Genomic DNA, 24,269 nt, shown 5'->3' on the forward strand with positions numbered 1-24,269 from the left:
GTCACTCCACCCCCATCAGCAGCACGGCGTCGGTTTGGCCGCCCGCGTAACTCGTCACTTCGACCTCGGGATGCTCCAGGCGGAGCTGATCGGCCAGCTCACCCGGCAGCCGGACCGGCGCGTCCACGCCGGTCAGCACGGTGACCAGTTCGCCGCCGAGGGCCAGCATCCGGTTCAGCACGCCGACCGCCGCCGCGACCAGGCTCGTCTCCGAGGCGGGCGCGGGCTCGATCAGCACGACCTCGCCGTCGACGAGGCCGACGACGTCACCGGCCTGCGCCCGGCCCACCCAGGTTAGCGACTCCTCCTGCGCGATCCGCAGTTCGCCACGCCTGGTCGCGGCCGCCGCTTCGGCCATCGCGACCACGTCGTCGTTGGTGCGGCGGTCCTTGTCGTGGACGGCCAGCGCGGCGAGCACCTGGACGGGTGACACGCACGGGATGACGACGACGTCGCGATCCGCGGCCATCGCGTGCCCGGCCGCCGCGTCGGCCGCCGCGGTCAGCCGCTGACCGCCGGGAAGGACGGTGACGTGATGGCCGGCGGCCTCGTTGATCAGGCCCAGCATCTCCTCGACCGTCGGCGAGGCCCCGGGTGGGACCGACAGCACCGCGACCCCCTCGGCACGCAGCAGCTCGGCGAGCGGCCCGCCGTGGACCACCGCGACCACCGACCGGTCGATCCCGCCGCCGACCTCGACCGGGGTGGGCGTGATCAGCGGCTCGACCCGGACCCGGCGGGGACGGCCGAGCTCGATCCCGGCCTCCAGCGCCGCGCCGATGTCCGCGCAATGGACATGGACGGCGTACGCGCCCGCGCCGTCCCCCGCGACCGTGACGCTGTCGCCGAGGCCGCTGAGGGTCTTGCGAAGCCCGGGAAGGCTGCTTTCGTCGACGCCGTCGAGCAGGTACATGACCTCCCACGCGGTCGGCGCGTCGATCGTGTGATGGTGATGCGCTTCGAGCGGGTGTTCCGGCTCGGTGAGACCGCCGGAGATCACGCCGTGCAGGGCGTCGAGGACCGCGACCAGGCCGCGGGCACCCGCGTCGACCACCCCGGCGACCGCCAGGACGGGCAGCTGCTTAGGGGTCTCTTCGAGCGCTTCGGCGGCGACGCTCGCCGCTTCGGCTGCCACCTCTTCGAGTGAGCCCGTCGCGTCGCGCACGGCCGCGGCGACGGTGTGGAGGACGGTCAGGATGGTCCCGGCCACCGGACGGCTCACCGCGCCCGTGGCGGCCCGGTCCGCGCAGCCGAGCGCCTCCGCGAGCCCGGGCCCGTCGAGCTCCCTGGCGGCCGCCGACTCGGCGATCCCGCGCACGACCTGCGACATGATCACCCCGGAGTTGCCCTTGGCCGCCGCGACCGCGCCCTTGGCGAACGCCGCCAGCGCCTCGGCGGTGGTCTCGGGCTCGGCCTCCGCCAGCGCGTCGCGGGCCGCGGTCATGGTGAACAGCAGGTTGGAGCCGGTGTCGGAGTCGGCGACCGGGTAGACGTTGATGCCGTCGATCGACGGCCGCAGCACCGCCAAGCTGTGCACACAGGCCGCGGACCAAGCCGAGACCGCCGCCACGTCCAGCACCCGCACGCCGTAACCTCCTACCTGTTCCAGCGAGGGTATCGACCCGGTGCCGGAGGGCTCTGAGCCACTGGTTACTATGGTCGAGTTGCCCAGCATGCTGGGCGCATCATTCTTTGTCCCAGATCCAGAGGAGTTCGACGTGGCTGCCGTGTGCGACGTCTGTGGCAAGGGACCGGGCTTTGGCAAGTCGGTCTCGCACTCCCACCGGCGTACCAACCGCCGGTGGAACCCGAACATCCAGACCGTTCACGCCAAGATCGGTCTGTCCCAGCGCAAGCGCCTGAACGCCTGCACCTCGTGCATCAAGGCGGGCAAGGTCGTTCGCGGCTGAGCCGGGTTTTTGGGGAATGGCGGGTGCTCTTCGGAGCGCCCGCCATTTTTTGTGTTCTGGCGGCGTCGGGCGGCGTCGTGAGTGGCGATTCGGGTTCTAACCCGAATCGCCACTCACGACCACGGTGACCGAGCGCGCGCCCGCGCTGTCCGTGAAGGCCTCCTTGAGGGACTCTGGGTCCCTCAAGGAGGCCTTCACGGAACGGAAACCTTCCCGCGCGCCTCAGTAGCACCACCAGTCACAACGGCGGCGTGTGAAGGCCCCCTTCCCTCGGCTCAGCCGAGGAAACTCGACCTTCACGCCTTCCCGAGTACATGAAGGACCCCTTCCTTGCGCCTAGGTACAGGAAGGGGTCCTTCATGTACTGGGGAACGACCGCCTCACGCGGAGTCCGTGAAGGCCTCCTTCCCTACCCTGACGGTAGTGAAGGAGGCCTTCACGGACCTCGGTGGAACCTCAGGAGTCACAGCGGTCACTGCTGTCACAGAAGCGCGTGAAGGCCCCCTTCCCTCGGCTGAGCCGAGGGAAGGGGGCCTTCACGCGCAAAGAGGGCTTAAGGGAGCTTCCAGTCCACGGGACCGGCACCCTGATCGGCCAGCAGCTGGTTCGCCCGGCTGAACGGCCGCGACCCGAAGAAGCCGGCATGCGCCGAAAGCGGGCTCGGGTGCGCCGACTCGATGCACGGCACCTTCCCCAGCATCGGCTTCAGGTTCCGCGCGTTGCGGCCCCACAGGATCGCCACCATCGGCTCGTCCCGCGCCGCGAGGGCCTTGATGGCCTGCTCGGTGACCGCTTCCCAGCCCTTGCCCTGATGCGAGTTCGACTTGCCCGGCTGCACGGTCAGCGACCTGTTGAGCAGCAGGACGCCCTGGTCGGCCCACGGCGTCAGGTCGCCGTTCGACGGCAGCGGGTGCCCGAGGTCTTCGCAGTACTCCTTGTAGATGTTGATCAGGCTCTTCGGGATCGGCCGGACGTCCGGCGCCACCGAGAAGCTCAGCCCGACCGCGTGCCCGGGCGTCGGGTACGGGTCCTGCCCGACGATCAGCACCCGCACGTCGTGGAACGGCTGCTGGAACGCCCGCAGCACGTGTTCACCCGCCGGGAGATAGGTCCGGCCCGCGGCGATCTCCGCGCGGAGGAATTCCCCCATCGCGGCGACCTGCGGCGCCACCGGTTCGAGGGCCTGCGCCCAGCCTGCTTCGACGATGTCCTGCAGCGGTCGTGCGGTCACGGCGTGCGAGCTTACTCACGTCACGCGAGCCGCCGGAGTTCGGCCCGGAACCGTGCCGCGCGCTCGACATACCCGTTCACCACGAGCTTGATCTTGTCCGGCCCGAACGACGTGTTCGGCCGCGTCTTCGCGGGCACGCCGAGCGCGATATGCCCACTGTCCACATAGGACCCATAGGAGAGAACCGCGCCCGCGCCGACCATCCCGCCGTCTTCGACGACGGTTCCGTTCAGCACCACCGAACCCGAAGCGATCAGGCAGCCTTCCCCGATCCGCGCGCCCTCGATGTGCACGGAATGCCCGACGGCGGACGACTTCCCGATGATCGTCGGCTCCTTTCGGGTGCAGTGCAGCACGCAGCCGTCCTGGACGTTGGACCGCTCGCCGATCTCGATGTAACCGTGGTCGCCTCGCAGCACCGTCTGCGGCCAAACCGACGCGAAAGCCGCGATCCGGACGTCGCCGATCACCGTCGCGTCGGGGTGGACGTAGGCGTCCGGGTGGATCGAAGGTTCGAGGTCACCCAGTGCGTAGATCGGCATACGTCCTCCTAGACCAGCGACTTGCCGTAGCAGATGCTTCCCTGCTCGTCCTTGTAGTACCCGAAGCCCGGGATCACCCGGTAACCCGCCGACTCGTACAGCGCGATGGCCTCCGGCTGCTTGTCCCCGGTCTCCAGCACCATCCGCAGCCGTCCGGCCTCGGCGGCCGTCCGTTCCAGGTCAGCGAGGAGTGCCCGCGCGAGGCCACGGCCGCGCGCCGAGGCCATCACGAACATCCGCTTGATCTCGGCGTCGCCGGGCAGCAGCGGATCCGGCCCGTCGTGCGCCCGCCAGGCACCGCAGGCGACCGGGACGTCGTCGAGGTAGGCGGCCAGGAACAGCCCCTTCGGCGGGGCGAACTGCGCCGCGTCCATGGGCGTCTCGTCTTCGCTGCCGTACCGGGCGGCCAGCTCGAGCTGGGCTTCGGCCAGCAGTTTCACCGCGTCGGGGTGGTCGTAGGCCAGCACACGAAGGTCCATGGGCGCGAGATTAGCGATCGGCCCTCCCACGGGGGAAGCGAGCGCTAGGTTCTGCCCATGTCGATCGAAGCAGGCCTCGCCGAGGCGCAACTCCGACAGGCCCGCAATTCCGCCGCCTTCTGGGCCGCCACGGGCCGCTCCCGCGGTCACGAAGTGATCCGCCGCAACGGTTTTCTCGCCGTCGCCGGTGACGAGCGCGCGGGATTGCGTGTCCTGATACAGGAACCCGGCCTCACCGACGACGAGGTGGCGGAGATCACGGAGCTGGCTCGGCGGGCGAAGGGTCCGGTGGACGCCGAGGATCCCTTCAGCGTCACCGATCTGAGCCACCTCGGGGATATGCGCAGCTGGCGGATGCCCGTCATGCTGCGGCCTCCCTCCCCGGTCGCCGAACCCTCGATGGAGGTAGTCCGGGTCCACGGGGAGGAAGACCTGCGGGCGGCCGAACGCGCGGTCATCGCGGGCTTCGAACTCGACCGGTTCGAGCCCTACCGCGCGGGAGAGATGTTCCCCCTGGCCCTGCTCGGCGAGCCGGGTGTCGAGGTGTTCATCGCACGGCTCGACGGCGAGGTCGCCGGGGCGTGCGTCACCGTCGTCGAGAACGGCTTCGGCAGCCACTACTGGGTCGGCACGCCGCCGGCTTTCCGCTCCCGCGGCGTCGGGCGAGCCGTGATGCTCGGCTCTCTCGTCCCCTTGGCGGACAAGCCGGTGACCCTCACCGCGTCCAAAGCGGGCAGGCCGCTGTACGAATCCCTCGGGTTCACCGTCGCCGGCGAGTCGACCTGGTGGGCGTCCCGCTCCTAACGCCAGTGCTGCCAGCCGCTGTCGTGGCCGTACCGCTTCCCGTCCACCGTGACCCCCGAATCCGGCATGGTGACGACGCCGATCTCGGTCCAGCCCTCGGGCAGTTCGGCGAACGAGGGGAAGGTGGCCGCGAACGCGTGGTCCTCGCCGCCGGTGAGCACCCATTTCAGCGGGTCGGCGCCGAGCGCGGTGCCCACTTCGGTGAGCCTGCTCGACACGTCGAGATCCGCCGTCCGCACGTCGATCCCCACGCCCGATGCCTCGGCGATGTGGCCGAGGTCGGACAGGAGCCCGTCGGACACGTCGATCATCGAGGTCGCACCGCCGTCGGCCGCGCGGATACCCGCTTCGTAGTCCGGTTCGGGGCAGCGCTGCGCGTTGACCACACTGACCGGTGACCGGAAACCCCGGCCGAGCACGGCGAGACCGGCGGCCGCCCAGCCGAGCCGTCCGCAGACCGCGACGACGTCGCCGGGACGCGCGCCGGACCGCGTCACCGGCTCCCGGCCGCCGAGGTCACCCAGCGCGGTGACACTGATCACGATCTGGTCGGCGCGCACCATGTCGCCGCCCACGATCCCGACGCCCGCGCGATCGGCCTCCAGCCACATGCCCTGGGTGAGTTCGGTGACGAGGGCCGTCGGGGTGTCCGAGGGACAGGCGAATCCCATGAGGACGGACGTCGGGCGGGCGCCCATCGCGGCGATGTCGGTGAGGTTCACCGCGACCGCCTTGCGGCCCACCTGCTCGGCACTGGACCAGTCGAGGCGGAAGTGGACGCCCTGCACGAGGACGTCGGTGGACGCCACCGTCCGGCCGTCGGGGGTGGCCACGACGGCCGCGTCGTCCCCCGGTCCGAGCAGCGTCGACTCCGGCTGTTTCCGGTCCGCCGTCACCGCTTCGATCAACCGGAATTCACCGGTCCCGGCGACCGTGCCGTCGTTCGGTGACACCCGTCACCTCCACTTTCCCTTGTCCGGACAAATATCGATCACCGATAGTCGGAAGCCCTAGGTTTTTCCCGGGGCTGGCGATACGTTGCTACAACGTTCCTACCTTGAGCCGACTTTTACGAAGGGGCGCGCCGTGGTCCACGCATACATCCTCATCCAGACCGAGGTCGGCAAGGCCGCCGCGGTCGCCGCGGAGATCTCCACCATCTCCGGTGTCACCAGTTCGGAGGATGTCACCGGCCCGTACGACGTCATCGTCAAGGCCGCCGCCGACACCGTCGACCAGCTCGGCCAGCTAGTGGTCGCCAAGGTGCAGAACGTGGAGGGCATCACGCGTACGCTGACCTGCCCGGTGGTGCATCTGTAAGAGGTGGTGTAGTGGTCCGGTGGCTGACACGGACACCGGCGCTCCGCCGAAACCTCTGCTGATCGCGGCCGCCTGCCTGGCGATCCTGCTCGTCGCGGGCGTGGCCGTCTTCGGGCTGACCCGCGGCGCGGAATCCGACGCCCCGGCCGCGGACGGCCCGCTTCCGCTCGTCCCGGTCCCGGCGCCGCAGTCGGGGTCACCCGAATGCGCGAAACTCATCGGCGCGCTCCCCCACGAGCTCACGTCGTCCGGCACCACGCTGGTCCGGCGGACGCTGGCCGATCCGGCCCCCGAGGCGACGATCGGCTGGGGCACCGGCGATCCGGTGGTCCTGCGGTGCGGTCTCGGCAAGCCGCCGGAGCTGACCCGGACCTCGCAGCTGCGGACGATCAACACCGTCCAGTGGCTGCAGGTCGAGGGTGAGGGCACCGCGACGTGGTTCGTGGTGGACCGTCCCGTCTACACCGCGCTCACCGTGCCGGACACCGCGGGGACGGGGCCGCTCCAGACGGTCTCGGACGTCATCGCCGCCAACCTCCCCGCGGTGCCGCTGCGGTTCTGAACACTCAGGGCAGGAGCAGGCTCTTCCCGGTGTACCGCCGCGCCTCGATGTCCGAGTGCGCGGCGGACGCCTCCGCCAGCGGATACGTCCGGCCGATGACCGGGGTCACCGTTCCTTCGGCCGCCCGTCGCAGGATCTCCCGCACCCGGCGCGGGTTGTCGGGCCAGAACCCGACCAGCTGCGCCATGTCCACAACGGACAGCCGGGCGCGGTCGGCGTCACCGATCACCGTCTCCGCTCCGCTGGACATGCCATATCCGGAGAACCGGCCGCCGTTCGCCAGCAAGGCGAGCGATGCGGCGCCGAGTTCACCTCCGACGCCGTCGAAGACCACGTCCAGGCGATGGCCGCCGGTGAGAGCGAGCACGTCGCCCGTCCAGTCCGCCGCCGAGTAGTCCACCGGCTCGGCGCCCAGTTTCCGCGCGATCGCCGCCTTTTCCTCACCACGGACCGCCGCCACGACCGTCGCGCCCGCCGCGCGGGCGAGCTGCACCAGCACGCTGCCGAGCCCGCCCACCCCGGGCATCACCAGGATTCGCTCCCCGGCGGCGACCGGGGTCTTCTCCAGCAGCGCCAGCGCGGTACTGCCGTCGTCGAACAGGGCCACCGCGTGCCGGGGATCCAGCCGCTCCGGGATCGGGAAGGTGTCGTCCGGCAGCGCGACGACCGTGTCCGCGTATCCCCCGCCATAGCCACCCGGCGCGTGGGTGAGGACCACCTTGCCCAGCCAAGCCTCGTCGACGCCGGCGCCCACCGCGTCGACGGTGCCCGCCACCGATCCGCCCGGCACGTACGGCGGCTCGACGGCGAACACCTCGGGGCCGTCACCCCGCCGGATGAGGCGTCGAGCCAGCCGACCCCGGCCGCCGTCACCGCGACGCGGAGTTCCCCCGGCCCGGGTTCGGGAGTGGGCATTTCGACCTGTTCGAGGACGCTGGGATCGCCGAACCGCGACACTCTGATCTCACGCATGACCGCAAGCTATGACCTCCAGCTTGGTCGAGGTCAACCGAGCACGGCGATCAGCGGTTTGAGCGCGGAGTGGAGCGCCTCGCGCGAGCAGCCCGCGTAACCGATGAGGTTCCCGAACACCGTCGGCGTCCCGGCGAAGTGCCGGGCCAGCCCGTCGAGCCGGATCCCGGCGCGTTCCGCCGCCGCCATCCGCACCGCCTCCTCGTCCGCGGATCCACACGGGACGACCAGATGCGCGCCCGCGTCGTCGCCGAGCACCGGGATCCCCGCCGATGTCAACGCGGCCGACACGAGGGACCGGCGTTCCGACAGTTCCCGCCGGAGCTTTCGCAGATGCCTGCCGAGATCGCCGTGCCGCGCCAGTTCGGCGAGCACCCGCTGCCCCGCGGGCGACGGCCGCGTGCCGGTCGCCTCGCGGTACTCCAGCACCGCGGCCGCGACCGGGGCGGGCGCGACCATCCAGCCCGCGCCCAGCGCCGGGGTGAGGATCTTGCTGGTGGTCCCGAGATGCGCGACGACGTCGGGCGCGAGCGCGGCCAGCAGCGGCAGCGGCGCGACGTCGAACCGCAGCTCGCCGTCGTAGTCGTCCTCGATCACCAGCATGCCCTGGGCGCGGGCGAGTTCGACCAGGTCGACGCGGCGCGACGCGCTCATCCGGCTGCCGAGCGGATACTGGTGGGCGGGCGAGCAGTACACCGCGCGCACGTCGCCGGGGACGGCGTCCGGGCGCAGGCCCTCTTCGTCGACCGGGACGGGCACGACCTCCATCCCCGCCCGGCGGAACGCCTGGACGGCCCGCTGATACCCCGGCTCCTCGATCGCGACGCGGTCCCCGCGCGAGAGCATCGCGCCCGCGAGTTCGATCACCGCGGCCGTCGTGCCGCCGGTCGCGAGTACCGTTCCGGCCGCGAGACCGCGGTGCCGCAGCAGATGTTCGGACACGGCGTCCCGGTACGCGAGCAGCCCGGCCCGGTCCTCGCGGTAGGTCGGGCGCGGATCGGCGGCGGCCCGCCACGCGCGGCGCCAGGCGGCCTTCTCGACGCCGTCGGCCCACGGGACACCCGGGGTGAGGTCGACCAGCGTGGGCGGCGCGGCGGGTGCGCCGGGAGCCGGGCCTTTCGACGGCCTGTCCGCGGGCGGCGTGGTGGTGACGTAGGTGCCGGAGCCGTGACGGCCCGCGATCCAGCCTTCCGCGTGGAGCTGCTCGTACGCGGCAGACGTCACCGTGCGGCTGACGCCGAGACGGCTCGCGAGCGCCCTGGTCGAGGGCAGCCGGTCCCCGCCGCGCAGATGCCCGTCGCCCGCGGCCGCGCGCAACGCGTCGGCCAGCTGGACCGCGAGCGGGACGACCGAATCGCGGTCGAGGCTGACCGGCAGGGCGGTGTCGGACATGGCGTACTCCTGAAGTGGACTTCTCAAGTATAGGAGAATTGGACATTATTACAGGCCACTCGCGTGGGTGAGACTGATCGCATGTCCACCCCGCTCTCACCCACCGACCGGACCACCCTCGGCCGCAAGAAGAACCGCGCGCTCACCGACCGCTCTGCCCTGTACGCGGTGCTCGACGAAGGCCTGATCTGCCATCTGGGCGTCGTGCGCGACGGCGTCCCGCTGGTCATCCCGACCGGCTACGGCCGCGACGGGAACACGCTCTACCTGCACGGATCCACCGGGGCGAGGAGTATGCGCGACTCCGACGGCGTCGAGGTCTGCGTGACGGTGACCCTGCTCGACGGCATCGTGTACGCGCGCTCGGTCAACAACCACTCGATGAACTACCGCAGCGCGGTGATCCTGGGGAAGGCGGCCGCGGTCACCGATCGCGACCGGAAGATGCACGGCCTCCACGTGCTGACCGACCACCTCGCGCCCGGTTCGTGGGAACACGCGCGGGACATCAACGCGAAGGAATTCGCGTCCGTTTCGGTGCTGGAACTGGACCTCACCGAGGCGTCGGTGAAGATGCGCGGCGAGGGCCCGGACGATCCCGAGGACGAGGTCGCGGCCGATCTCTCGTGGGCGGGGGTGCTGCCGGTGCGGACCGTGTTCGGGGAGCCGGAGCCGTCGGTGGACCTCGTCGGTGAGTGGACGGTGCCGGATCACGTGAAGCGGCGGGTCGGGTAGCGCTCACGGATGTCATGAAAGGGTCGTTCAGGACATTTTTCGTCCTGAACGACCCTTTCATGACACTCGGGAAGGGGGGTCACGAGCGGCGGCGCGGCAGCCGCACGGTGAACGTCGTCGCCCCCGGCACGCTCTCCACCTCGATCGTCCCGCCGTGCGCCGAAACCAGCGAGAGCACCACCGAGAGCCCGAGTCCGGTCCCGCCGTTGCCGCGCGTGCGGGCGGTGTCCACCCGGTAGAACCGGTCGAAGATCCGTTCCCGCGCTTCCGGCGGGATCCCGGGCCCGGCGTCGCTCACCCGCAGGACGACCTCGGAATCCGACGCCGCGGCCGACAAAGTCACCGCGGTCCCGGGCGGCGTGTGCACCGCCGCGTTGGCGAGCAGGTTGTCCAGCACCTGCCGCAGGCGCACCGGATCCGCTTGCAGGACAACACCTTCCGGTAACGCGCCGACGCTCAGCGGATGCTCCGGGCGTCCGGCCGCGAAGGCCTCCCCCGCGTCGGTGATCAGCTCGGCGACATCGACGGCGACCAGCCGCAGCGGCGCCTCGGTCTCCGGCGCGTCGAGGCGCGCGAGGAGCAGGAGGTCGTCGACGAGCACGCTCATCCGCTGCGTCTCTTCCCGGATCTTCGACAGATGTGCCTCGCGTTCGGCGGGCTCGTTCGCCGCGGCGTAGCGGAAAAGCTCGGCGTAGCCCCGGATCGACGTCAGCGGCGTGCGCAGTTCGTGGGAGGCGTCGGCGATGAACCGCCGCAGCCGTTCGTTCGCCTCCCGGCGCGCGACCAGCGAGGAATCCAGATGCGCCAGCATGACGTTGAACGCCGTCCGCAGTTCCTCGACCTCAGCGCCGCCGCCACTCGCCTGCGCGCGCACCGGGAGATCGGCGTTCGTGGTGAGGTCGTGCGACGCGATGTCGTGCGCCGTCCCGGCCATGTCGCTCAGCGGCCGCAGCCCGCGCCGCAGCACCAGCCGCCCCGCGATCACCAGCACCGCGAGCGCCAGCAGGAACGCGACCACCTCGACCATGATCAGCTGGCTGACCGTCCGGTCCAGATCCGCCTGCGGCGCGGCGCTGACCAGCACGATGTTCTGCGCCGGTTCGATCGGGCAGGCCCGGACCCGGTAGGTGCCCTTGTCCTCGATGTAGACGGTGCGCAGGACCTCGGTCCGCGTCGCGTCCTCGGCGACCTTTTCGAGCGCTTTCGTGTCCGGCGGCAGGGAACCGCCCGCCTGCGGCAGCGCGTCGCCGTTCTGCACCGCGAAGACGGCGGAGAACCAGCCGTAGGCCTGCTGTGGTTTCCCGCCGTGCGTGGTGCGCAGCGACGGCACCTGGCTGATCTGGGTCTTGGCGAGCTGTTCGTCGAGCCGGTCGTTCAGATAGCCCTTCATGATGCCGACCATCACGGTGCCGACCACGGCGAACACGACCAGCGCCAGCGCGCCGAGCCCGAGTGCCAGCCGGGTGCCGAGCCTCGACCGGCGCCAGGCGTCGTACCACCGGCGCAACATCTTCATCTCGCCGCCTGGCGCACGACGTAGCCCACGCCGCGCACGGTGTGGATCAGCGGCTCGTCGCCCGTGTCGATCTTGCGGCGCAGATGCGAGATGACGAGTTCGACCACATTGGACCGGCCGCCGAAGTCGTACTCCCAGACGTGGTCGAGGATCTGCGCCTTCGTCATCACCGAGGGCGAATGCCGCATGAGGTAGCGCAGCAGTTCGTATTCGGTCGGGGTCAGGTCGGCCGGTTTGCCGTCGCGGGCGACCTCGCGGGTGTCCTCGTTGAGGGTCAGGTCGCCGACCCGCAGCACCGCGGCCTTCGCCTGGTTGGTGCTCCGCCGCAGGACCGCGCGCAGCCGCGCCATCAGTTCCTCGACGGAGAACGGCTTCACGAGGTAGTCGTCACCGCCCCGGGTGAGCCCGGCGACGCGGTCCGCGGTCGCGTCCTTCGCGGTGAGGAAGACCACGGGTACCGCCGTCCCGGCCTCGCGGAGCTTGTCCAGCACGGTGAACCCGTCGATCCCGGGCAGCATCAGGTCGAGCACGACGATGTCGGGCACGAATTCGGCCGCCTTGGCCAGCGCGGCCTCGCCCGATCCGGCGGTCACGGCCTGCCAGCCCTCGTAGCGGGCGACAGTGGCCACCAGATCGGCGATATGCGGCTCGTCGTCCACCACCAGCAGGCGCACGGGGTTCTCGGTGTTCACGTAGCCATCCTCCGTGAACGCGCGCGCGAGAGCGAGGCGGGACCGTACACGACAGCAAGCCGACAGCTTCCGCCAAGAAAGGTCACAGGTTGGCCCAGCAGGCTCGGTCACTGAACCAGCCTGGAAGGGGCCACGTGTGACCACCATGACGCAGACCGCCGTGAAACCGCGCCCGGCGATCCGGCCCAGGATCGCCGCGCGCGCCGGGCTCTTCCTCTTCCTCGGGGCCAACGTGGCCGCCGTGACCATGCTGTTCTTCGCCGCCGGGCCGTCGGACAACGTGCTCATCAGCATCGGCAGGCTCGCCGGGCTGTACGGGGCGCTGACGATGGCGTTCCAGCTGCTGCTGGTCGCCCGGCTGCCGTGGCTCGACCGCCGCCTCGGCATGGACCGGCTCACCGGCTGGCACCGCTGGACCGGGTTCGCCCTGCTGTGGACGCTGCTCGCCCATTTCGTGTTCATCGTCTTCGGCTACGCGCAGGTCGAGGACAACGGTGTGGTGGACGAGTTCGTCACGATGGTCACCAAACTGGAGGGGATCCTGCGCGCGGTCGTCGCGTTCGCGCTGATCCTGCTCGTCGGCGCCGTCTCCGCCCGGTTCGCCCGGCGGCGGCTGGCGTACGAGACCTGGCACTTCATCCACCTCTACACCTACGCCGCGGTCGTGCTGGCGTTCACGCATCAAATCGCGCTGGGCGGATCGTTCGCGTCTTCGCCGGGGGCCCAGGTCTACTGGTGGGCCGTATGGGGTGTCGCGCTCGGCTCGGTCGTCGCCGGCCGGGTGGTGCTGCCGCTGGCGCGGAATCTGCGGCACCGGCTGAAGGTCGTCGCCGTGGTGCCCGAATCCCACGACGTCGTCTCGGTGTACATCTCCGGCAAGGACCTCGACAAGATGCCCGCGAGGGCGGGTCAGTTCTTCCTGTGGCGCTTCATGACGCGGGATCGTTGGTGGCAGGCGAATCCGTTCTCGCTCTCCGCCGCGCCGGACGGCCGCACCCTGCGGCTGACCGCGAAGGCCGCCGGCGACGGCAGCGCGTCCTTGCGGTCGCTCAAGGTCGGCACGCGGGTGTTCGCCGAAGGCCCGTACGGCGCGTTCACCACGATGCACCAACAGAAGCCGGACGCGCTGCTGGTCGCGGGCGGCGTCGGGATCACCCCGGTCCGCGCGCTGCTGGAGGAGATCTCCGGGCACGTCGTGGTGCTCTACCGCGTCCGCGACGAACGCGACGCCGTCCTCCTGCCGGAGCTGATCGGCTTGGCCAGGGCGCGCGGCGCGGTCGTCCGAGTCCTCAGTGGACCGTCCGATCAGGCCGGTCCGGTGCTCGGCGCCCCCAATCTGCGGCGTCTGGTGCCGGATATCGCGGATCGCGACGTCTTCGTCTGCGGCCCGCCCGGGATGACCTCGGTGACGCTGCGCAGCCTGCGGGAGCTGCGGGTGCCGGGAAGCCAGGTCCACGCCGAACGTTTCAGCCTCGCCGCCTGAACCAGGGAGACCCGATCATGAAGAAGACCATCGTCGCGGCCACGGTCGCGCTGTCGGCCGCCGGTTTCCTCGGTGTGTGGCTGTACGAACCGGGTCCGCTCGGCTCGGAGACCGTGGCCGTCGCGGCGCCCGCCCCGGCACCGTCGCCGAGTGCGGACGGTGGCGCGTCGGAAGGCAGCGAGCGCACCATCGACGGCTCGGTGGAGAGCAACCGGTACGGCACCGTGCAGGTGCGGCTGGTGATCTCGGCCGAGGACAAGATCGCCGAAGTCCGCCTGCTGCAACGGCCGACGAGCGGCCGCGGGGTCGACGCGATCCCGATCCTGCAGGAGGAGACGCTGACCGCGCAGAGCGCTGACATCGACACCGTCTCCGGTGCGACGTCGACGAGCGAGTCGTACGTCAAATCGCTGCAGGCGGCGCTGGACGCCAGATGAACCGCGTCGAACAGGTGATGGGACTGCCGGTCTCGGTCGACGTCCGGGCGGGTGGCGGGCTCGTCGACCACGCGATCGACGGCGTTTTCGGCTGGCTGCGGGAAGTCGACGCGCGGTTCAGTCCGTTCAAGGCCGACAGCGAGGTCTGCCGTTACGACCGCGGCGAACTCTCGCCTTCGGAACTGAGCGACGACCTCCTGGAAGTGCTTTCGCTCTGCGACCACTACGAACGGCTGTCCGGCGGGGCGTTCACCGCCCGGCTCCCCGGACGGCGGCTCGATCCGAACGCGGTGGTCAAGGGCTGGGCGGTGCAGCAGGCGGCGTCGCTGTTGCTGGCCGAGGGACTGGACGTGTTCTGCATCAACGCCGGCGGGGACGTGATCACCTCCGGCGAACCGGAACCCGGCCGCGCCTGGCGGGTCGGCATCCGGCACCCCGAACGGCCCGACGCGGTCTGCGCCGTGGTGGAATCGTCCGGCGGCGCGGTCGCGACCTCGGCCGAATACGAACGCGGCGCGCATATCCTCGACGGCCGGACCGGGCGCCCGCCCGTCGGGCTGCTGAGCGTCACGGTCGCCGCCGACGACCTCGTCACCGCGGATTCCCTCGCCACGGCCGCCTTCGCGATGGGGACCGAAGGGATCGCGTGGATCGCTTCGCGGCCGGGCTGCCAGGTGCTGATCATCGACGCGGACCGGCAGGTGCACCGGTCGCCGGGGCTGCGGCTGGCGTAAACCGTTGGCCGGGTTTCGCGGGCTCGGGCAGACTGCGGCGTCATGACCTCTGTCGTACAGAACTTCTTCTTCGACTGCGCTGACGCCTACGAACTGGGCCGTTTCTGGAGCGGTGTCGTCGGCAAGCCGATGGCCGATGACGACGTGCCCGGCGACCCCGAGGCGATCATCGAGATGGACAACGGTGTCACGCTGTTCTTCGGGCAGGTCCCGGAGCCGAAGACGGTGAAGAACCGGATCCATCTCTGCCTCACGCCGGACATCCCGCGCGACGAGGAGGTGGAGCGCCTGCTGAAGCTCGGCGCGACCCTCCTGCACGACCGGCGCAATCCCGACGGCACTGGGTGGGCCGTCCTCGGAGACCCCGAAGGCAACGAATTCTGCGTTCTGCGCAGCGCCGCCGAGAAGGCCGCGACGTCGTGACGGATTACGTGACGGTCAACCGGGCGAACTGGGACGAACGCGCTCCCGCGCACGCCGCTTCGGCCGACTACGGCTACCAGAAGTTCGTCGCGGACCCGACGCATCTCAGCGGCGTGGTCACCTTCGACCAGCCGCTGCTCGGCGATGTCTCCGGGGCACGCGGGGTCCACCTGCAGTGCCATATCGGCACGGACACGCTTTCCCTGTCGCGCCTCGGCGCCCGGATGACCGGCCTCGACTTTTCCGCGCCCGCGCTGGAGATCGCGCGACGGCTGGCCGCCGAGACCGGCGCGGAGATCGACTACCACGAGTCCGATGTGTACAGTGCCGCCGACGTGCTGGGCGCGGGGGAATTCGACCTCGTCTACACGGGGATCGGCGCGATCTGCTGGCTGCCGGACATCGCCCGCTGGGGAGAGGTCGTCGGGAAACTGCTGAAGCCGGGCGGGCGGCTGTTCATCCGCGACATGCACCCGATGCTGGGCACCCTCGACGAGACGCAGCCGCAGATCACGCCGAAGTACCCGTACTTCGAGCAGGCCGAACCGCTGGTGTTCGACGAGCCGGGGACCTATGTGGACACCGACGTCTCGTTCCAGCACAACCGGACGCACGAATGGAACCACGGGCTGGGCGAGATCGTCACTGCGCTGCTCGACGCGGGGCTGACGCTGACGCGGCTGGTGGAGCACGACAGTGTGCCGTGGAACGCGCTGCCGGGGTTCATGACCCTGAACGAGGCGACCGAGGAATGGCGGCTGACCGAGGATCCGCAGCGGCTGGCGGCGAGTTTCACCATCGAGGCCGTCAAGGCGCGGTGAGCCATTGGGCTCGCAGGTCTTGTGAAGGCCCCAGCAACACCACCGGTCCCAGCAGTCACAGCGGCGGCGCGTGAAGGCCCCCTTCCCTCGGCTGAGCCGAGGAAACTCGCCCTTGCCAAGTACGTGAAGGCCCCCTTCCTTGCGCCTAGGTACAGGAAGGGGGCCTTCATGTACTTCAGAGGCGAGCAGGTCACACGTGTCTTGTCAGGGATAGCGTCGCTTCTGTCCGTGCCGGGGCACCCAGCGGCCGTGTCGCGAAAGTGGCTTTCGCGACGCGCCCCGGCATCGCGCCACATTCGCCTAACCACTCACGAAGTTTTGGGAAGATGCCCGTATGAGCGTCTCCCCTGAGAAACGGCCCCTTGTCGCCGTCGCCGCCCTGGGCGGCACCATCTCCATGGTCCCCGGTGACGGCGAAGACCACGCCGTCCCCCGGCTCACCGCCGCCGACCTGCTCGGCGACCTGGGCGAGAACCTCGAGATGGACGTCCGCGCGGAGACGCTGGCGGGGATTTCCAGCGCCTCGATGGACTTCGCGACCCTGATCAGGACACGGGACTGGGCCGCCAGGGCGGTCGACGAAGGCGCTGAAGGCGTCGTCGTGATCCAGGGCACGGACACACTCGAAGAGACCGCGTACTTCTTCGAGCTGACGTGGGCTTCCGAGGCGCCGATCGTGGTCACCGGCGCGATGCGCAACCCCAGCCTGCCCAGTGCCGACGGCGCGGGGAACATCCTCGCCGCGCTGACCGTCGCCGCCGATCCCCGCAGCCGGGGCCGCGGCTCGCTGGTCGCGTTCAACGACGACGTCCACGCCGGACGCTGGGTCCGGAAGACGCATTCGAGCCACGTCGAGGCGTTCTCCTCGGCGCCCGCGGGCCCGCTCGCGCTGGTCAGCGAGGGTTTGGTGCACTACTTCCACCCGGCGGCCGCCCGTCCGGCGGCGTTGCCGCTGGAGAACGCGGACTTCTCCGGGCTGGTGCCGATCGTCGAGAGCGGCGTCGAGGACACCGGCGAGCTGCTGGAAACGCTGGTCAAGGCCGGGGTCAAGGGAGTGGTGCTCGCCGCCAACGGCGCCGGGCACGTTTCGGCGGGGTCCGCCGACGTGATCGAGCGTGCCCTGGCGGAGGTGCCGATCGTGGTCGCCGGCCGCACCGGTGCCGGGCCGACGTTCCGCGGCACCTACGGTTTCCGGGGTTCGGAGTCGGATCTGATCGCGATGGGCGCGACGATGGCGGGCTGGCTGGACCCGCGCAAATCCCGGCTCCTGCTGCACACCCTGCTCGCCACCGGCGCCTCCCGGGAGCGCGTCGAGGCCGAATTCCGCCTGCGCGGCGACCTCGCCTGACACCCGCATTTAGTCCTCTGAATGCGGAAAGGGGGGTCAGTCCCGGATGGGGCCGGTGACGGGGTCCAGGTGGTAAGGCCGCATGGCGCGGGGCCGGTGCCGGTAGACGTGCACGCTGACGGCCGGATCCGGTCCGTCGTTGCGCACCTCGTGGACGTAGCCGGGGCCGAAGACGCGGGACTGCCCTTCCGACAGCGAGTGCAGCTCGGTCACGGCCCGCCCGTCGACCGCGCGCCGGGCGACGGTCTCGCTCAGCTTCCCGCTGACGACGGTGAACGCGCCGGCGGCGAATTCGTGATCGTGCAGGTCGGTGTGCTGGCCGGGCAGCCAGCTCATCAACCAGATCTCCTGCAGTTCGTCCGCGTCGACGAGTGCCGAGAAGCGCTCGTCGGGGTCGTAACGCAGCAGGTGCCGCCAGCGGTCACGGTCCGCGGCGAATTCGAGCGCGACGCGCACCGGGTGGCGCAGGGCCGGGTTTTCGGGAATGACGAGCGTGTTGTCCGGGACGGCGAACATGGAGGTGTCCTCGCAGAAGAAAGAAGGTGTCGAACTGGGCCGGGGCTGGGTTCACCGACAACAGCGACACGCGCACGCGACCGCACCAAGACCCGAGAGGCCCCGCGACACAGTCATCCCACGTGCGAACATGCGCCCAGCGAACCAGTGCGGAGCCCGTCGGTCAACAGATCTCATACCGTGGACCGTGAGTTCTGCACCTGGCGTCCATGCTCGCAACACGGGTCCGCCCCGGTCTGTCGCGATATTGCGGTCTTCCAGTGTCTGTCGGTGAACCCGCGTCCGCGATCGACGTCGGCACGGCGTTGCCTGGTCGAACCTCTCACCTTGACGGACAACGGCGCCCTGCCACCGCGATAGCGGGGCCTTCGGCCAGGCTCTTAGGACCACTCGTGCTTCTGCGACCGCCCGAGCAGTTCGGCCCCCGCACGCCGCGGGTCGACGCCTTCGTGGCACACCCGGTGCATCGCGTCGGTGATCGGCATGTCGACACCGAGGCCCATCGCGAGTTCCCGGATCGACGTGCACGACTTGACGCCCTCGGCGACCTGGCCGCCGGTGGCCGCCAGCGCCTGCTCCAGCGTCTCGCCCCGGCCGAGGCGCTCGCCGAACGTCCGGTTGCGCGACAGCGGCGACGAGCAGGTCGCCACCAGGTCGCCGACGCCGGCGAGCCCGGCGAAGGTCAGCGGGTCGGCGCCCAGTTTCGCGCCCAGCCTGGCCATCTCGGCCAGCCCGCGGGTGATCAGCGTGGCCACCGTGTTCGCGCCGAGCCCGAGCCCCGCCGCCATGCCGCAGCTGAGCGCGATGACGTTCTTGCACGCCCCGCCCAGCTCGCAGCCGACGACGTCGGTGTTGGTGTACGGCCGGAAGTACTGGTTGAAGCTCGCCTGCTGGATCGCCTTGGCGTTGTCGTGGTCGGTGCAGGCCAGCACCGCCGCCGCGGGCTGCCCCAGCGCGATCTCCTTCGCCAGGTTCGGCCCGGACACCACCACGATCTGCCCGGCGTCGACCCGCGCGATCTCGGCGATGACCTCGCTCATCCGCTTGAGCGTGCCCAGCTCGACACCCTTCGCGAGGCTCACGAGGATCGCGCCGGAGGGCAGCAGACCGGACCACTCCGAGAGATTGGTCCGCAAGGTCTGGCTCGGCACCGCGAGCACCACGGCCTGCGCGCCGTCGAGGGCCTCGGCCGGATCGGCCGTCGCGGTGATCCGCTCCGGCAGTTCGATACCGGGTAAATAGGACGAATTGAGATGGCGCTCCCGGATATCGGCCGCGACCTCGGGCCGCCGGGCCCACATGGTCACGTCGCGCCCCGCGTCGCCGAGCACCTTGGCGAACGCCGTCCCCCACGATCCGGCGCCGAGCACGGTCACCCGCTGGACCTCGGCCATCAGGCGTCGTCCTCCGGCTTCTTCGCGGGCGGTTCCTCCTGGCGGATCTCCGCGAGCAGCGCGGTGATCTCCGTCATCATCAGGTCGGTGACCTCGCGCAGCTTGGACGCGCTGCGGGTCGAACCGTCCTTGTAGGCCGAGAGGTCCATCGGCTCGCCGACCAGGTGCGTGATCTTCTTGCGCGGAAACGGCGTGAACTTCTTCGTGTAGCCGTTGAAGATGTGGTTCGTGCCCCAGCGGGCGATCGGGATCACCGGCACGTCGGTCTCCAGCGCGAGCCGCGCGGCCCCGGTGAACGGCTTCTTGGGCCAGCCGTCGGGGTCCTTGGTGATCGTCCCCTCCGGATAGATCACCACGACCTTGCCGTCGGCCAGCGCCTGGTGGGCGGCCTTGAGACTGTCGCCGGCGGCGGCCGAACCGCGGGACACCGGGATCTGCCCGGCGCCGACGAAGATCTTGCCGAAGAGCGGCGCCCTGGTCAGGCTCTCCTTGCCGAGGAACCGCGGCACCCGCTTCTGCCGGTGCACGAACACCGCGTCCACCGCCGGGTCCATGTGGGACACGTGGTTGAGCAGGAGCAGCGCGCCGCCTTCGCGGGGGATCCGCTCGGCGTTGCGGTAGACCCGCTTGCCGATGGCCGTCGCCGGGTAGAACAGTGCGGCGGCGATGCCCACCCAGATGCCGCCCTTCTCACGCCGGGCCAATTGGTCCTCCTCGAAGTCACACGTGTCGTCCCAGGCCACTGATCCTGCCGCGCGCGTACGAGCGCGGTCCAGGGAGGGTCGGGTAAGAAGTGAGATGTGGACCGTGTTGGCTTTGACCTGATCGTGCCGATGAAACGCCCCGCCGAGGGCAAGTCGCGGCTTCGCGGCGCGGTGGTGCCCGAGCGGCACGCCGAACTGGTGCTGGCGCTGGCCTACGACACGTTGTCCGCGGCGACCTCGGCGGACGGGGTCCGGCGGGTGCTGGTGGTCGCCGCCGACCCGGCGTCGGTGGCGGATCTCACCGAGCTGGGCGTCGAAATCGTCACCGAACCGTCGCGCGGCGGACTGAACGCGGCCCTGCGCCACGGCGAGGAACTGCTGCGCCGGGACACGCCGTCCGGTCTCGTCGGTGCCCTGCAGGCCGACCTGCCCGCGCTGCGGACCGAAGACCTCACCGCCGCGCTGGCCGCGGCCGCCGGACATCGGGCGTTCGTCGCGGATCGGCAGGGAACGGGCACCACCCTCTTGCTCGCGGGCGCCGGCCAGGCGTTGGCACCCCTTTTCGGCGCGGGTTCCGCGCGGGCGCACACCGCCTCCGGTGCGACCCCGCTCACGATCGCCGCGGAATCGCTCCGCGCCGACGTGGACACCGCGGATGATCTCGCTCACGTCCGCACCCTCGGTGTCGGAAAACGCACTTCGACGCTGCTGGGAACACCCTGCGTGGTGATGTGACGAGAGTTCACCCTGCCGACCCGCGCGCGGCGCACATAATCGCCCCGAGTGGTGAACAATGAAGCCCGTGAGCACAAACGAAGGCGGCACCCCGAACTCGGCAAGGAAGCGGAAGACCTCCGCCGCGAAACCGGAACCGGACAACGGCACGGCGAAACCCGTCCGTGCGCGGAAGACGAACAGTTCGACCCCGCGCACGGCCGTCCGCGCGACGCGAGGTGGTTCGGCGAGCCGTCCCGCCCAGGAGTTCCGCGCGCTGCCCGCCGCCCCGCCCGCGGTGACGGCGGCGCCGACGGCCGCCGGGAGCCTTCCCGACGACCGGTACTTCAACCGTGAGCTGTCATGGCAGGACTTCAACGCGCGCGTGCTCGCGCTGGCCGAGGACGAGTCGCAGCCGCTGCTCGAACGCGCCAAGTTCCTGGCGATCTTCGCGTCCAATTTGGACGAGTTCTACATGGTGCGGGTCGCCGGGCTGAAACGCCGCGACGAGACCGGCCTCCCGGTCCGCAGCGCGGACGGGCTCACCCCGCGCGAACAGCTGGCGTACATCGCCAAACGCAACCAGGACCTGGTCGAGCGGCACACGAACGCCTTCGAGCTGCACCTGCGGCCGCAGCTTGCCGACGAGGACATCCACATCGTCGGCTGGAACGACCTCGCCGGCGCCGACCAGCTCCGGCTGTCCAACTACTTCAGCGAGCAGATCTTCCCGGTGCTCACACCGCTGGCCGTCGATCCCGCGCACCCGTTCCCCTACATCTCCGGCCTTTCGCTCAACCTCGCGATCACCGTCCGGGACCCGGAGGCGGGTACCGAGCGGTTCGCGCGCGTGAAGGTGCCGAGCAATGTGCCGCGCCTGATGCGCATCGAGCAGCAGCCGCGCGAGGTCCGCACCGCGACCTTCCTGCCGCTGGAGGAACTGATCGCCGCGCACCTCGGCGAGCTGTTCACCGGGATGGAGGTCACCGAGCACCACGCGTTCCGGGTCACCCGCAACGCGGACTTCGAGGTCGAGGAAGACCGGGACGAGGATCTTCTCCAGGCGCTGGAACGTGAACTGGCGCAGCGGCGGTTCGGCCCGCCGGTGCGGCTCGAAGTGGCGCAGGACATGAGCGAGCACATGCTCGAACTGCTGCTGCGCGAACTGGAGGTCGACCCGCGCGACGTCGTCGAGGTCCCGGGTCTGCTGGATCTGACCTGCCTGCACCAGTTGTCCGGCGTCGACCGCAAGGAACTCAAGGACCGCCCATTCGTTCCCGCCACGCATCCGGCGTTCGGTGAGCGCGAGACGCCGAAGTCGGTGTTCGCGACGCTGCGCGAGGGCGACGTCCTCGTGCACCACCCGTACGACTCGTTCTCCACCAGCGTCCAGCGGTTCATCGAACAGGCCGCCGCGGACTCGAAGGTGCTGGCGATCAAGCAAACGCTGTACCGCACCTCCGGTGACTCCCCGATCGTCGACGCGCTGATCGACGCCGCCGAAGCGGGAAAGCAGGTCGTCGCGCTGGTCGAGATCAAAGCGCGCTTCGACGAACAGGCCAACATCACCTGGGCCCGCACGCTGGAACGCGCGGGCGTGCACGTGGTCTACGGGCTCGTCGGGCTGAAGACGCACTGCAAGGTGTCGATGGTGGTGCGCCAGGAGGGTTCGACCATCCGCCGCTACTGCCATATCGGCACCGGCAACTACAACCCGAAGACCGCGCGCCTGTACGAGGATCTCGGCATCCTGACCGCCGATCCGACGATCGGCGCGGACCTGACGGATCTGTTCAACGTGCTGACCGGGTACTCCCGCCAGGACACCTACCGCAACATCCTCACGTCGCCGCACGGGATCCGGCGCGGCATCGTGCGCGCGATCGGCGAGGAGATCGAGCTCGCCAGGGCCGGCCAGACCGCCGGGATCCGGATCAAGTGCAACTCGCTCGTCGACGAGCAGGTGATCGACGCGCTGTACCACGCCTCGCAGGCCGGGGTGCCGGTCGACATCGTCGTGCGCGGGATCTGCGCGCTGAAGCCTGGCGTGGAGGGGCTGAGCGAGAACATCCACGTGCGCTCCATCCTCGGCCGTTTCCTGGAGCACTCGCGGATCTTCACCTTCCTCGCCGGCGGCACGCGCTGGATCGGCAGCGCGGACATGATGCACCGCAACCTGGACCGCCGGATCGAAGCGCTGGTCCGGGTCAAGGATCCGAAACTCACGGCGCAGCTGGACTACATCTTCGAATCCGCGCTGCACCCCTCGACCCGGTGCTGGGTGCTGAACTCCACCGGCGAGTGGACGCCGTTCCCCGCGTCCGGCGACGACGTCCGCGACCACCAGGTCGAGCTGGCGAAGCGGCACGGGGCCGCGGGATGAGCGGGGTCGTGCGGGCGGCGGGAGCCGTTCTCTGGCGTCGTCAGGGAGACCGGATCGAGGTCGCGCTGGTCCACCGGCCGCGCTACGACGATTGGTCGCTGCCGAAGGGAAAGCTGGACCCGGGCGAGACCATCGCGGGCGCGGCGGTCCGGGAGATCGCGGAGGAGACCGGATTCGAAGCGGTCCTCGGCCGGTATCTGGTCCGGACCGAATACACCGTGGCGGGAGCGCCGAAGACCGTCGACTACTTCTCCGCGCACGCGGTTTCCGGCGCGTTCGCGCCGAACGAGGAGGTCGACGAGCTGCGCTGGCTCGACACGGAGTCGGCGGAGAAACTGTTGACGCGGCCGGGCGACGTCCGGGTGCTCCGCGAGTTCTCCGCGCTGCCGCCCGAACTCACCACGGTGATCCTGGTGCGGCACGCCAAAGCGGGTAAACGCGACGAGTGGAACGGCGACGACGATCTGCGGCCGCTTTCCGACGCGGGCCAGCGTCAAGCCGAGGCTTTGCGTTCGCTGCTGCGGCACTACGCGCCCGGCAGGGTGCTTTCGGCGCCGCGGCTTCGGTGCGTCCAGACGGTGAACGGGCTCGCCGAGGATCTCGGGGTCGAGATCCGGCACGAGCCGCTGCTGTCGGAAGAGGGCTACTGGCCGGACCCGGTGCTCGGTGTCGCGCGGCTGCTGGCCATCGCCGGAGACGGTGGGACGCCGGTGATCTCCAGCCAGGGCGGGGTGATCCCGGACGTCGTCAGCGCGCTGGCCGACCGCGACGGCGTCGACCTGACCGCCGCGCGCGGCGGTGTGGTGCCGTCGAAGAAGGGCTCGTTCTGGGTGCTGTCGTTCCGGGCGCCGACCGCTGAGGACGGGCCGGTGTTGGTGGCCGCGGACTATTTCGCGTCGCCTTTGCCCACGCCCGCTCCCGCCCATCCCTGAAAACCGGATCACGCGTGATTGAAGCCGGATCACGCGTGTTTGGGGGCGTAACGCTTCCGAACACGCGAGTTCCGGCTTCAATCACGCGAGTTCGGTGTTCAGGCACGGAAGAAACGTCGTGCGGCTCCCCCACGTGGGTGACGCGCCTACTCCGGCGGTGTCGGCGCGAACCGGAGCTCATCGCTCCACTGTGGAGCCAGTCAGCGGGACGACGCGTCCATCGGA

At 70.3% G+C, this 24,269-nt stretch carries 26 protein-coding genes; 14 read left to right on the top strand and 12 right to left on the bottom strand.

Translation table 11 applies throughout. The features are described from left to right. Nucleotide 1: 1 nt before the first annotated feature. Nucleotides 2-1,585 carry a DAK2 domain-containing protein gene (locus tag AORI_RS71615; RefSeq protein ID WP_016336424.1) on the bottom strand — a complete coding sequence of 528 codons (1,584 nt, stop codon included), beginning with the start codon at nt 1,583-1,585 and terminating at the stop codon, nt 2-4. A gap of 133 nt (nt 1,586-1,718) precedes the next feature. Here AORI_RS71615 and rpmB point away from each other — a divergent pair, with 133 nt between their 5' ends. Continuing rightward, complete coding sequence (gene rpmB, locus AORI_RS71620; protein WP_007031450.1) at nt 1,719-1,910, top strand: 50S ribosomal protein L28; 192 nt, start codon at nt 1,719-1,721, stop codon at nt 1,908-1,910. 553 nt (nt 1,911-2,463) lie between these two features. Here the strand turns inward: rpmB and AORI_RS71625 are convergent. The 3 genes from AORI_RS71625 to AORI_RS71635 are packed head-to-tail and all read right to left on the bottom strand — an operon-like array spanning nt 2,464 to nt 4,162. Beyond that, a complete protein-coding gene (locus tag AORI_RS71625; protein ID WP_016336425.1) occupies nt 2,464-3,141 on the bottom strand; it encodes a uracil-DNA glycosylase in 678 nt (225 codons plus the stop codon). Between the two features lie 20 nt (nt 3,142-3,161). Then, the gene (locus AORI_RS71630) at nt 3,162-3,683 is read right to left on the bottom strand and encodes a gamma carbonic anhydrase family protein (RefSeq protein WP_016336426.1); all 522 of its coding nucleotides are present in this window, start codon (nt 3,681-3,683) and stop codon (nt 3,162-3,164) included. Between the two features lie 8 nt (nt 3,684-3,691). After that, a complete protein-coding gene (locus tag AORI_RS71635) occupies nt 3,692-4,162 on the bottom strand; it encodes a GNAT family N-acetyltransferase (RefSeq protein WP_016336427.1) in 471 nt (156 codons plus the stop codon). Nucleotides 4,163-4,219: 57 nt separating this feature from the next. On the opposite strand from AORI_RS71635, the gene AORI_RS71640 reads away from it, so the two are divergent. Next, on the top strand, nt 4,220-4,966 hold the full coding sequence (locus AORI_RS71640; RefSeq protein WP_016336428.1) for a GNAT family N-acetyltransferase: 747 nt from the start codon (nt 4,220-4,222) through the stop codon (nt 4,964-4,966). Here the strand turns inward: AORI_RS71640 and AORI_RS71645 are convergent. After that, nucleotides 4,963-5,919, bottom strand: a complete 957-nt coding sequence (locus tag AORI_RS71645; protein WP_016336429.1) for a thiamine-phosphate kinase — start codon at nt 5,917-5,919, stop codon at nt 4,963-4,965. The genes AORI_RS71640 and AORI_RS71645 overlap by 4 nt on opposite strands. Nucleotides 5,920-6,052: 133 nt before the next feature. Here AORI_RS71645 and AORI_RS71650 point away from each other — a divergent pair, with 133 nt between their 5' ends. After that, nucleotides 6,053-6,286 (top strand): Lrp/AsnC ligand binding domain-containing protein, encoded by a 234-nt coding sequence (locus tag AORI_RS71650; RefSeq protein WP_005160289.1) that lies wholly within the window; start codon nt 6,053-6,055, stop codon nt 6,284-6,286. Between the two features lie 19 nt (nt 6,287-6,305). Further along, nucleotides 6,306-6,848 carry a DUF3515 domain-containing protein gene (locus tag AORI_RS71655; protein ID WP_016336430.1) on the top strand — a complete coding sequence of 181 codons (543 nt, stop codon included), beginning with the start codon at nt 6,306-6,308 and terminating at the stop codon, nt 6,846-6,848. A gap of 4 nt (nt 6,849-6,852) precedes the next feature. On the opposite strand, the gene AORI_RS82280 is transcribed toward AORI_RS71655, so the two are convergent. Further along, nucleotides 6,853-7,662, bottom strand: coding sequence for a zinc-binding dehydrogenase (locus AORI_RS82280; RefSeq protein WP_016336431.1), 810 nt, complete (start codon nt 7,660-7,662; stop codon nt 6,853-6,855). Nucleotides 7,663-7,853: 191 nt separating this feature from the next. Continuing rightward, on the bottom strand, nt 7,854-9,212 hold the full coding sequence (gene pdxR / locus AORI_RS71665) for a MocR-like pyridoxine biosynthesis transcription factor PdxR (RefSeq protein ID WP_016336432.1): 1,359 nt from the start codon (nt 9,210-9,212) through the stop codon (nt 7,854-7,856). Between the two features lie 81 nt (nt 9,213-9,293). Between pdxR and AORI_RS71670 the strand changes: the two genes are divergently transcribed. Further along, nucleotides 9,294-9,947 (top strand): pyridoxamine 5'-phosphate oxidase family protein, encoded by a 654-nt coding sequence (locus AORI_RS71670; RefSeq protein ID WP_016336433.1) that lies wholly within the window; start codon nt 9,294-9,296, stop codon nt 9,945-9,947. Nucleotides 9,948-10,026: 79 nt separating this feature from the next. Here AORI_RS71670 and AORI_RS71675 read toward each other — a convergent pair whose 3' ends face one another. Next, a complete protein-coding gene (locus tag AORI_RS71675) occupies nt 10,027-11,463 on the bottom strand; it encodes a sensor histidine kinase (RefSeq protein WP_016336434.1) in 1,437 nt (478 codons plus the stop codon). Next, nucleotides 11,460-12,155 carry a response regulator transcription factor gene (locus AORI_RS71680; RefSeq protein WP_016336435.1) on the bottom strand — a complete coding sequence of 232 codons (696 nt, stop codon included), beginning with the start codon at nt 12,153-12,155 and terminating at the stop codon, nt 11,460-11,462. Before AORI_RS71680 ends, AORI_RS71675 begins: the two co-directional genes overlap by 4 nt. Nucleotides 12,156-12,300: 145 nt before the next feature. Here AORI_RS71680 and AORI_RS71685 point away from each other — a divergent pair, with 145 nt between their 5' ends. The 6 genes from AORI_RS71685 (at nt 12,301) to AORI_RS71710 (ending at nt 17,401) form a co-directional block, all read left to right on the top strand. Continuing rightward, nucleotides 12,301-13,638 (top strand): ferredoxin reductase family protein, encoded by a 1,338-nt coding sequence (locus tag AORI_RS71685; RefSeq protein WP_043849103.1) that lies wholly within the window; start codon nt 12,301-12,303, stop codon nt 13,636-13,638. Nucleotides 13,639-13,655: 17 nt separating this feature from the next. After that, on the top strand, nt 13,656-14,075 hold the full coding sequence (locus tag AORI_RS71690) for an FMN-binding protein (RefSeq protein ID WP_016336437.1): 420 nt from the start codon (nt 13,656-13,658) through the stop codon (nt 14,073-14,075). Then, nucleotides 14,072-14,809, top strand: coding sequence for an FAD:protein FMN transferase (locus AORI_RS71695; RefSeq protein WP_016336438.1), 738 nt, complete (start codon nt 14,072-14,074; stop codon nt 14,807-14,809). Before AORI_RS71690 ends, AORI_RS71695 begins: the two co-directional genes overlap by 4 nt. Nucleotides 14,810-14,851: 42 nt before the next feature. After that, entirely contained in the window at nt 14,852-15,232 is a 381-nt protein-coding gene (locus AORI_RS71700; RefSeq protein WP_016336439.1) for a VOC family protein, read from the top strand. Then, the gene (locus tag AORI_RS71705) at nt 15,229-16,053 is read left to right on the top strand and encodes a class I SAM-dependent methyltransferase (RefSeq protein WP_016336440.1); all 825 of its coding nucleotides are present in this window, start codon (nt 15,229-15,231) and stop codon (nt 16,051-16,053) included. The genes AORI_RS71700 and AORI_RS71705 overlap by 4 nt, the downstream gene beginning before the upstream one ends. Before the next feature lie 334 nt (nt 16,054-16,387). Continuing rightward, complete coding sequence (locus tag AORI_RS71710) at nt 16,388-17,401, top strand: asparaginase (RefSeq protein ID WP_016336441.1); 1,014 nt, start codon at nt 16,388-16,390, stop codon at nt 17,399-17,401. Nucleotides 17,402-17,437: 36 nt separating this feature from the next. Here AORI_RS71710 and AORI_RS71715 read toward each other — a convergent pair whose 3' ends face one another. From AORI_RS71715 to AORI_RS71725, 3 genes are all read right to left on the bottom strand, one after another. After that, on the bottom strand, nt 17,438-17,917 hold the full coding sequence (locus AORI_RS71715) for a cysteine dioxygenase (protein WP_016336442.1): 480 nt from the start codon (nt 17,915-17,917) through the stop codon (nt 17,438-17,440). 380 nt (nt 17,918-18,297) lie between these two features. Beyond that, nucleotides 18,298-19,311, bottom strand: coding sequence for an NAD(P)H-dependent glycerol-3-phosphate dehydrogenase (locus AORI_RS71720; RefSeq protein ID WP_016336443.1), 1,014 nt, complete (start codon nt 19,309-19,311; stop codon nt 18,298-18,300). Then, nucleotides 19,311-20,054, bottom strand: a complete 744-nt coding sequence (locus AORI_RS71725; protein ID WP_016336444.1) for a lysophospholipid acyltransferase family protein — start codon at nt 20,052-20,054, stop codon at nt 19,311-19,313. Before AORI_RS71725 ends, AORI_RS71720 begins: the two co-directional genes overlap by 1 nt. Before the next feature lie 90 nt (nt 20,055-20,144). Here AORI_RS71725 and cofC point away from each other — a divergent pair, with 90 nt between their 5' ends. Genes cofC through AORI_RS71740 form a run of 3 tightly spaced genes read left to right on the top strand, consistent with a single transcriptional unit; the run spans nt 20,145 to nt 24,044 of the window. Next, entirely contained in the window at nt 20,145-20,750 is a 606-nt protein-coding gene (gene cofC, locus AORI_RS71730; RefSeq protein ID WP_043848312.1) for a 2-phospho-L-lactate guanylyltransferase, read from the top strand. A gap of 58 nt (nt 20,751-20,808) precedes the next feature. Then, nucleotides 20,809-23,112 carry an RNA degradosome polyphosphate kinase gene (locus AORI_RS71735; RefSeq protein WP_016336446.1) on the top strand — a complete coding sequence of 768 codons (2,304 nt, stop codon included), beginning with the start codon at nt 20,809-20,811 and terminating at the stop codon, nt 23,110-23,112. Continuing rightward, complete coding sequence (locus AORI_RS71740; RefSeq protein ID WP_043848313.1) at nt 23,109-24,044, top strand: NUDIX hydrolase; 936 nt, start codon at nt 23,109-23,111, stop codon at nt 24,042-24,044. Before AORI_RS71735 ends, AORI_RS71740 begins: the two co-directional genes overlap by 4 nt. Nucleotides 24,045-24,269: the final 225 nt, after the last annotated feature.

Origin of the sequence: Amycolatopsis keratiniphila, from assembly GCF_000400635.2 — a bacterium.
GTDB lineage: Bacteria > Actinomycetota > Actinomycetes > Mycobacteriales > Pseudonocardiaceae > Amycolatopsis > Amycolatopsis keratiniphila.

What these genes read in the sequence shown, in the direction of transcription:
- AORI_RS71630 (WP_016336426.1), bottom strand. Translation starts at nt 3,683, where the DNA reads ATGCCGATCTACGCACTGGGTGACCTCGAACCTTCGATCCACCCGGAC.
- AORI_RS71635 (WP_016336427.1), bottom strand. Translation starts at nt 4,162, where the DNA reads ATGGACCTTCGTGTGCTGGCCTACGACCACCCCGACGCGGTGAAACTG.
- AORI_RS71640 (WP_016336428.1), top strand. Translation starts at nt 4,220, where the DNA reads ATGTCGATCGAAGCAGGCCTCGCCGAGGCGCAACTCCGACAGGCCCGC.
- pdxR (WP_016336432.1), bottom strand. Translation starts at nt 9,212, where the DNA reads ATGTCCGACACCGCCCTGCCGGTCAGCCTCGACCGCGATTCGGTCGTC.
- AORI_RS71670 (WP_016336433.1), top strand. Translation starts at nt 9,294, where the DNA reads ATGTCCACCCCGCTCTCACCCACCGACCGGACCACCCTCGGCCGCAAG.
- AORI_RS71675 (WP_016336434.1), bottom strand. Translation starts at nt 11,463, where the DNA reads ATGAAGATGTTGCGCCGGTGGTACGACGCCTGGCGCCGGTCGAGGCTC.
- AORI_RS71685 (WP_043849103.1), top strand. Translation starts at nt 12,301, where the DNA reads ATGACGCAGACCGCCGTGAAACCGCGCCCGGCGATCCGGCCCAGGATC.
- AORI_RS71690 (WP_016336437.1), top strand. Translation starts at nt 13,656, where the DNA reads ATGAAGAAGACCATCGTCGCGGCCACGGTCGCGCTGTCGGCCGCCGGT.
- AORI_RS71695 (WP_016336438.1), top strand. Translation starts at nt 14,072, where the DNA reads ATGAACCGCGTCGAACAGGTGATGGGACTGCCGGTCTCGGTCGACGTC.
- AORI_RS71700 (WP_016336439.1), top strand. Translation starts at nt 14,852, where the DNA reads ATGACCTCTGTCGTACAGAACTTCTTCTTCGACTGCGCTGACGCCTAC.
- AORI_RS71710 (WP_016336441.1), top strand. Translation starts at nt 16,388, where the DNA reads ATGAGCGTCTCCCCTGAGAAACGGCCCCTTGTCGCCGTCGCCGCCCTG.
- AORI_RS71715 (WP_016336442.1), bottom strand. Translation starts at nt 17,917, where the DNA reads ATGTTCGCCGTCCCGGACAACACGCTCGTCATTCCCGAAAACCCGGCC.
- AORI_RS71720 (WP_016336443.1), bottom strand. Translation starts at nt 19,311, where the DNA reads ATGGCCGAGGTCCAGCGGGTGACCGTGCTCGGCGCCGGATCGTGGGGG.
- cofC (WP_043848312.1), top strand. Translation starts at nt 20,145, where the DNA reads ATGAAACGCCCCGCCGAGGGCAAGTCGCGGCTTCGCGGCGCGGTGGTG.
- AORI_RS71735 (WP_016336446.1), top strand. Translation starts at nt 20,809, where the DNA reads ATGAAGCCCGTGAGCACAAACGAAGGCGGCACCCCGAACTCGGCAAGG.
- AORI_RS71740 (WP_043848313.1), top strand. Translation starts at nt 23,109, where the DNA reads ATGAGCGGGGTCGTGCGGGCGGCGGGAGCCGTTCTCTGGCGTCGTCAG.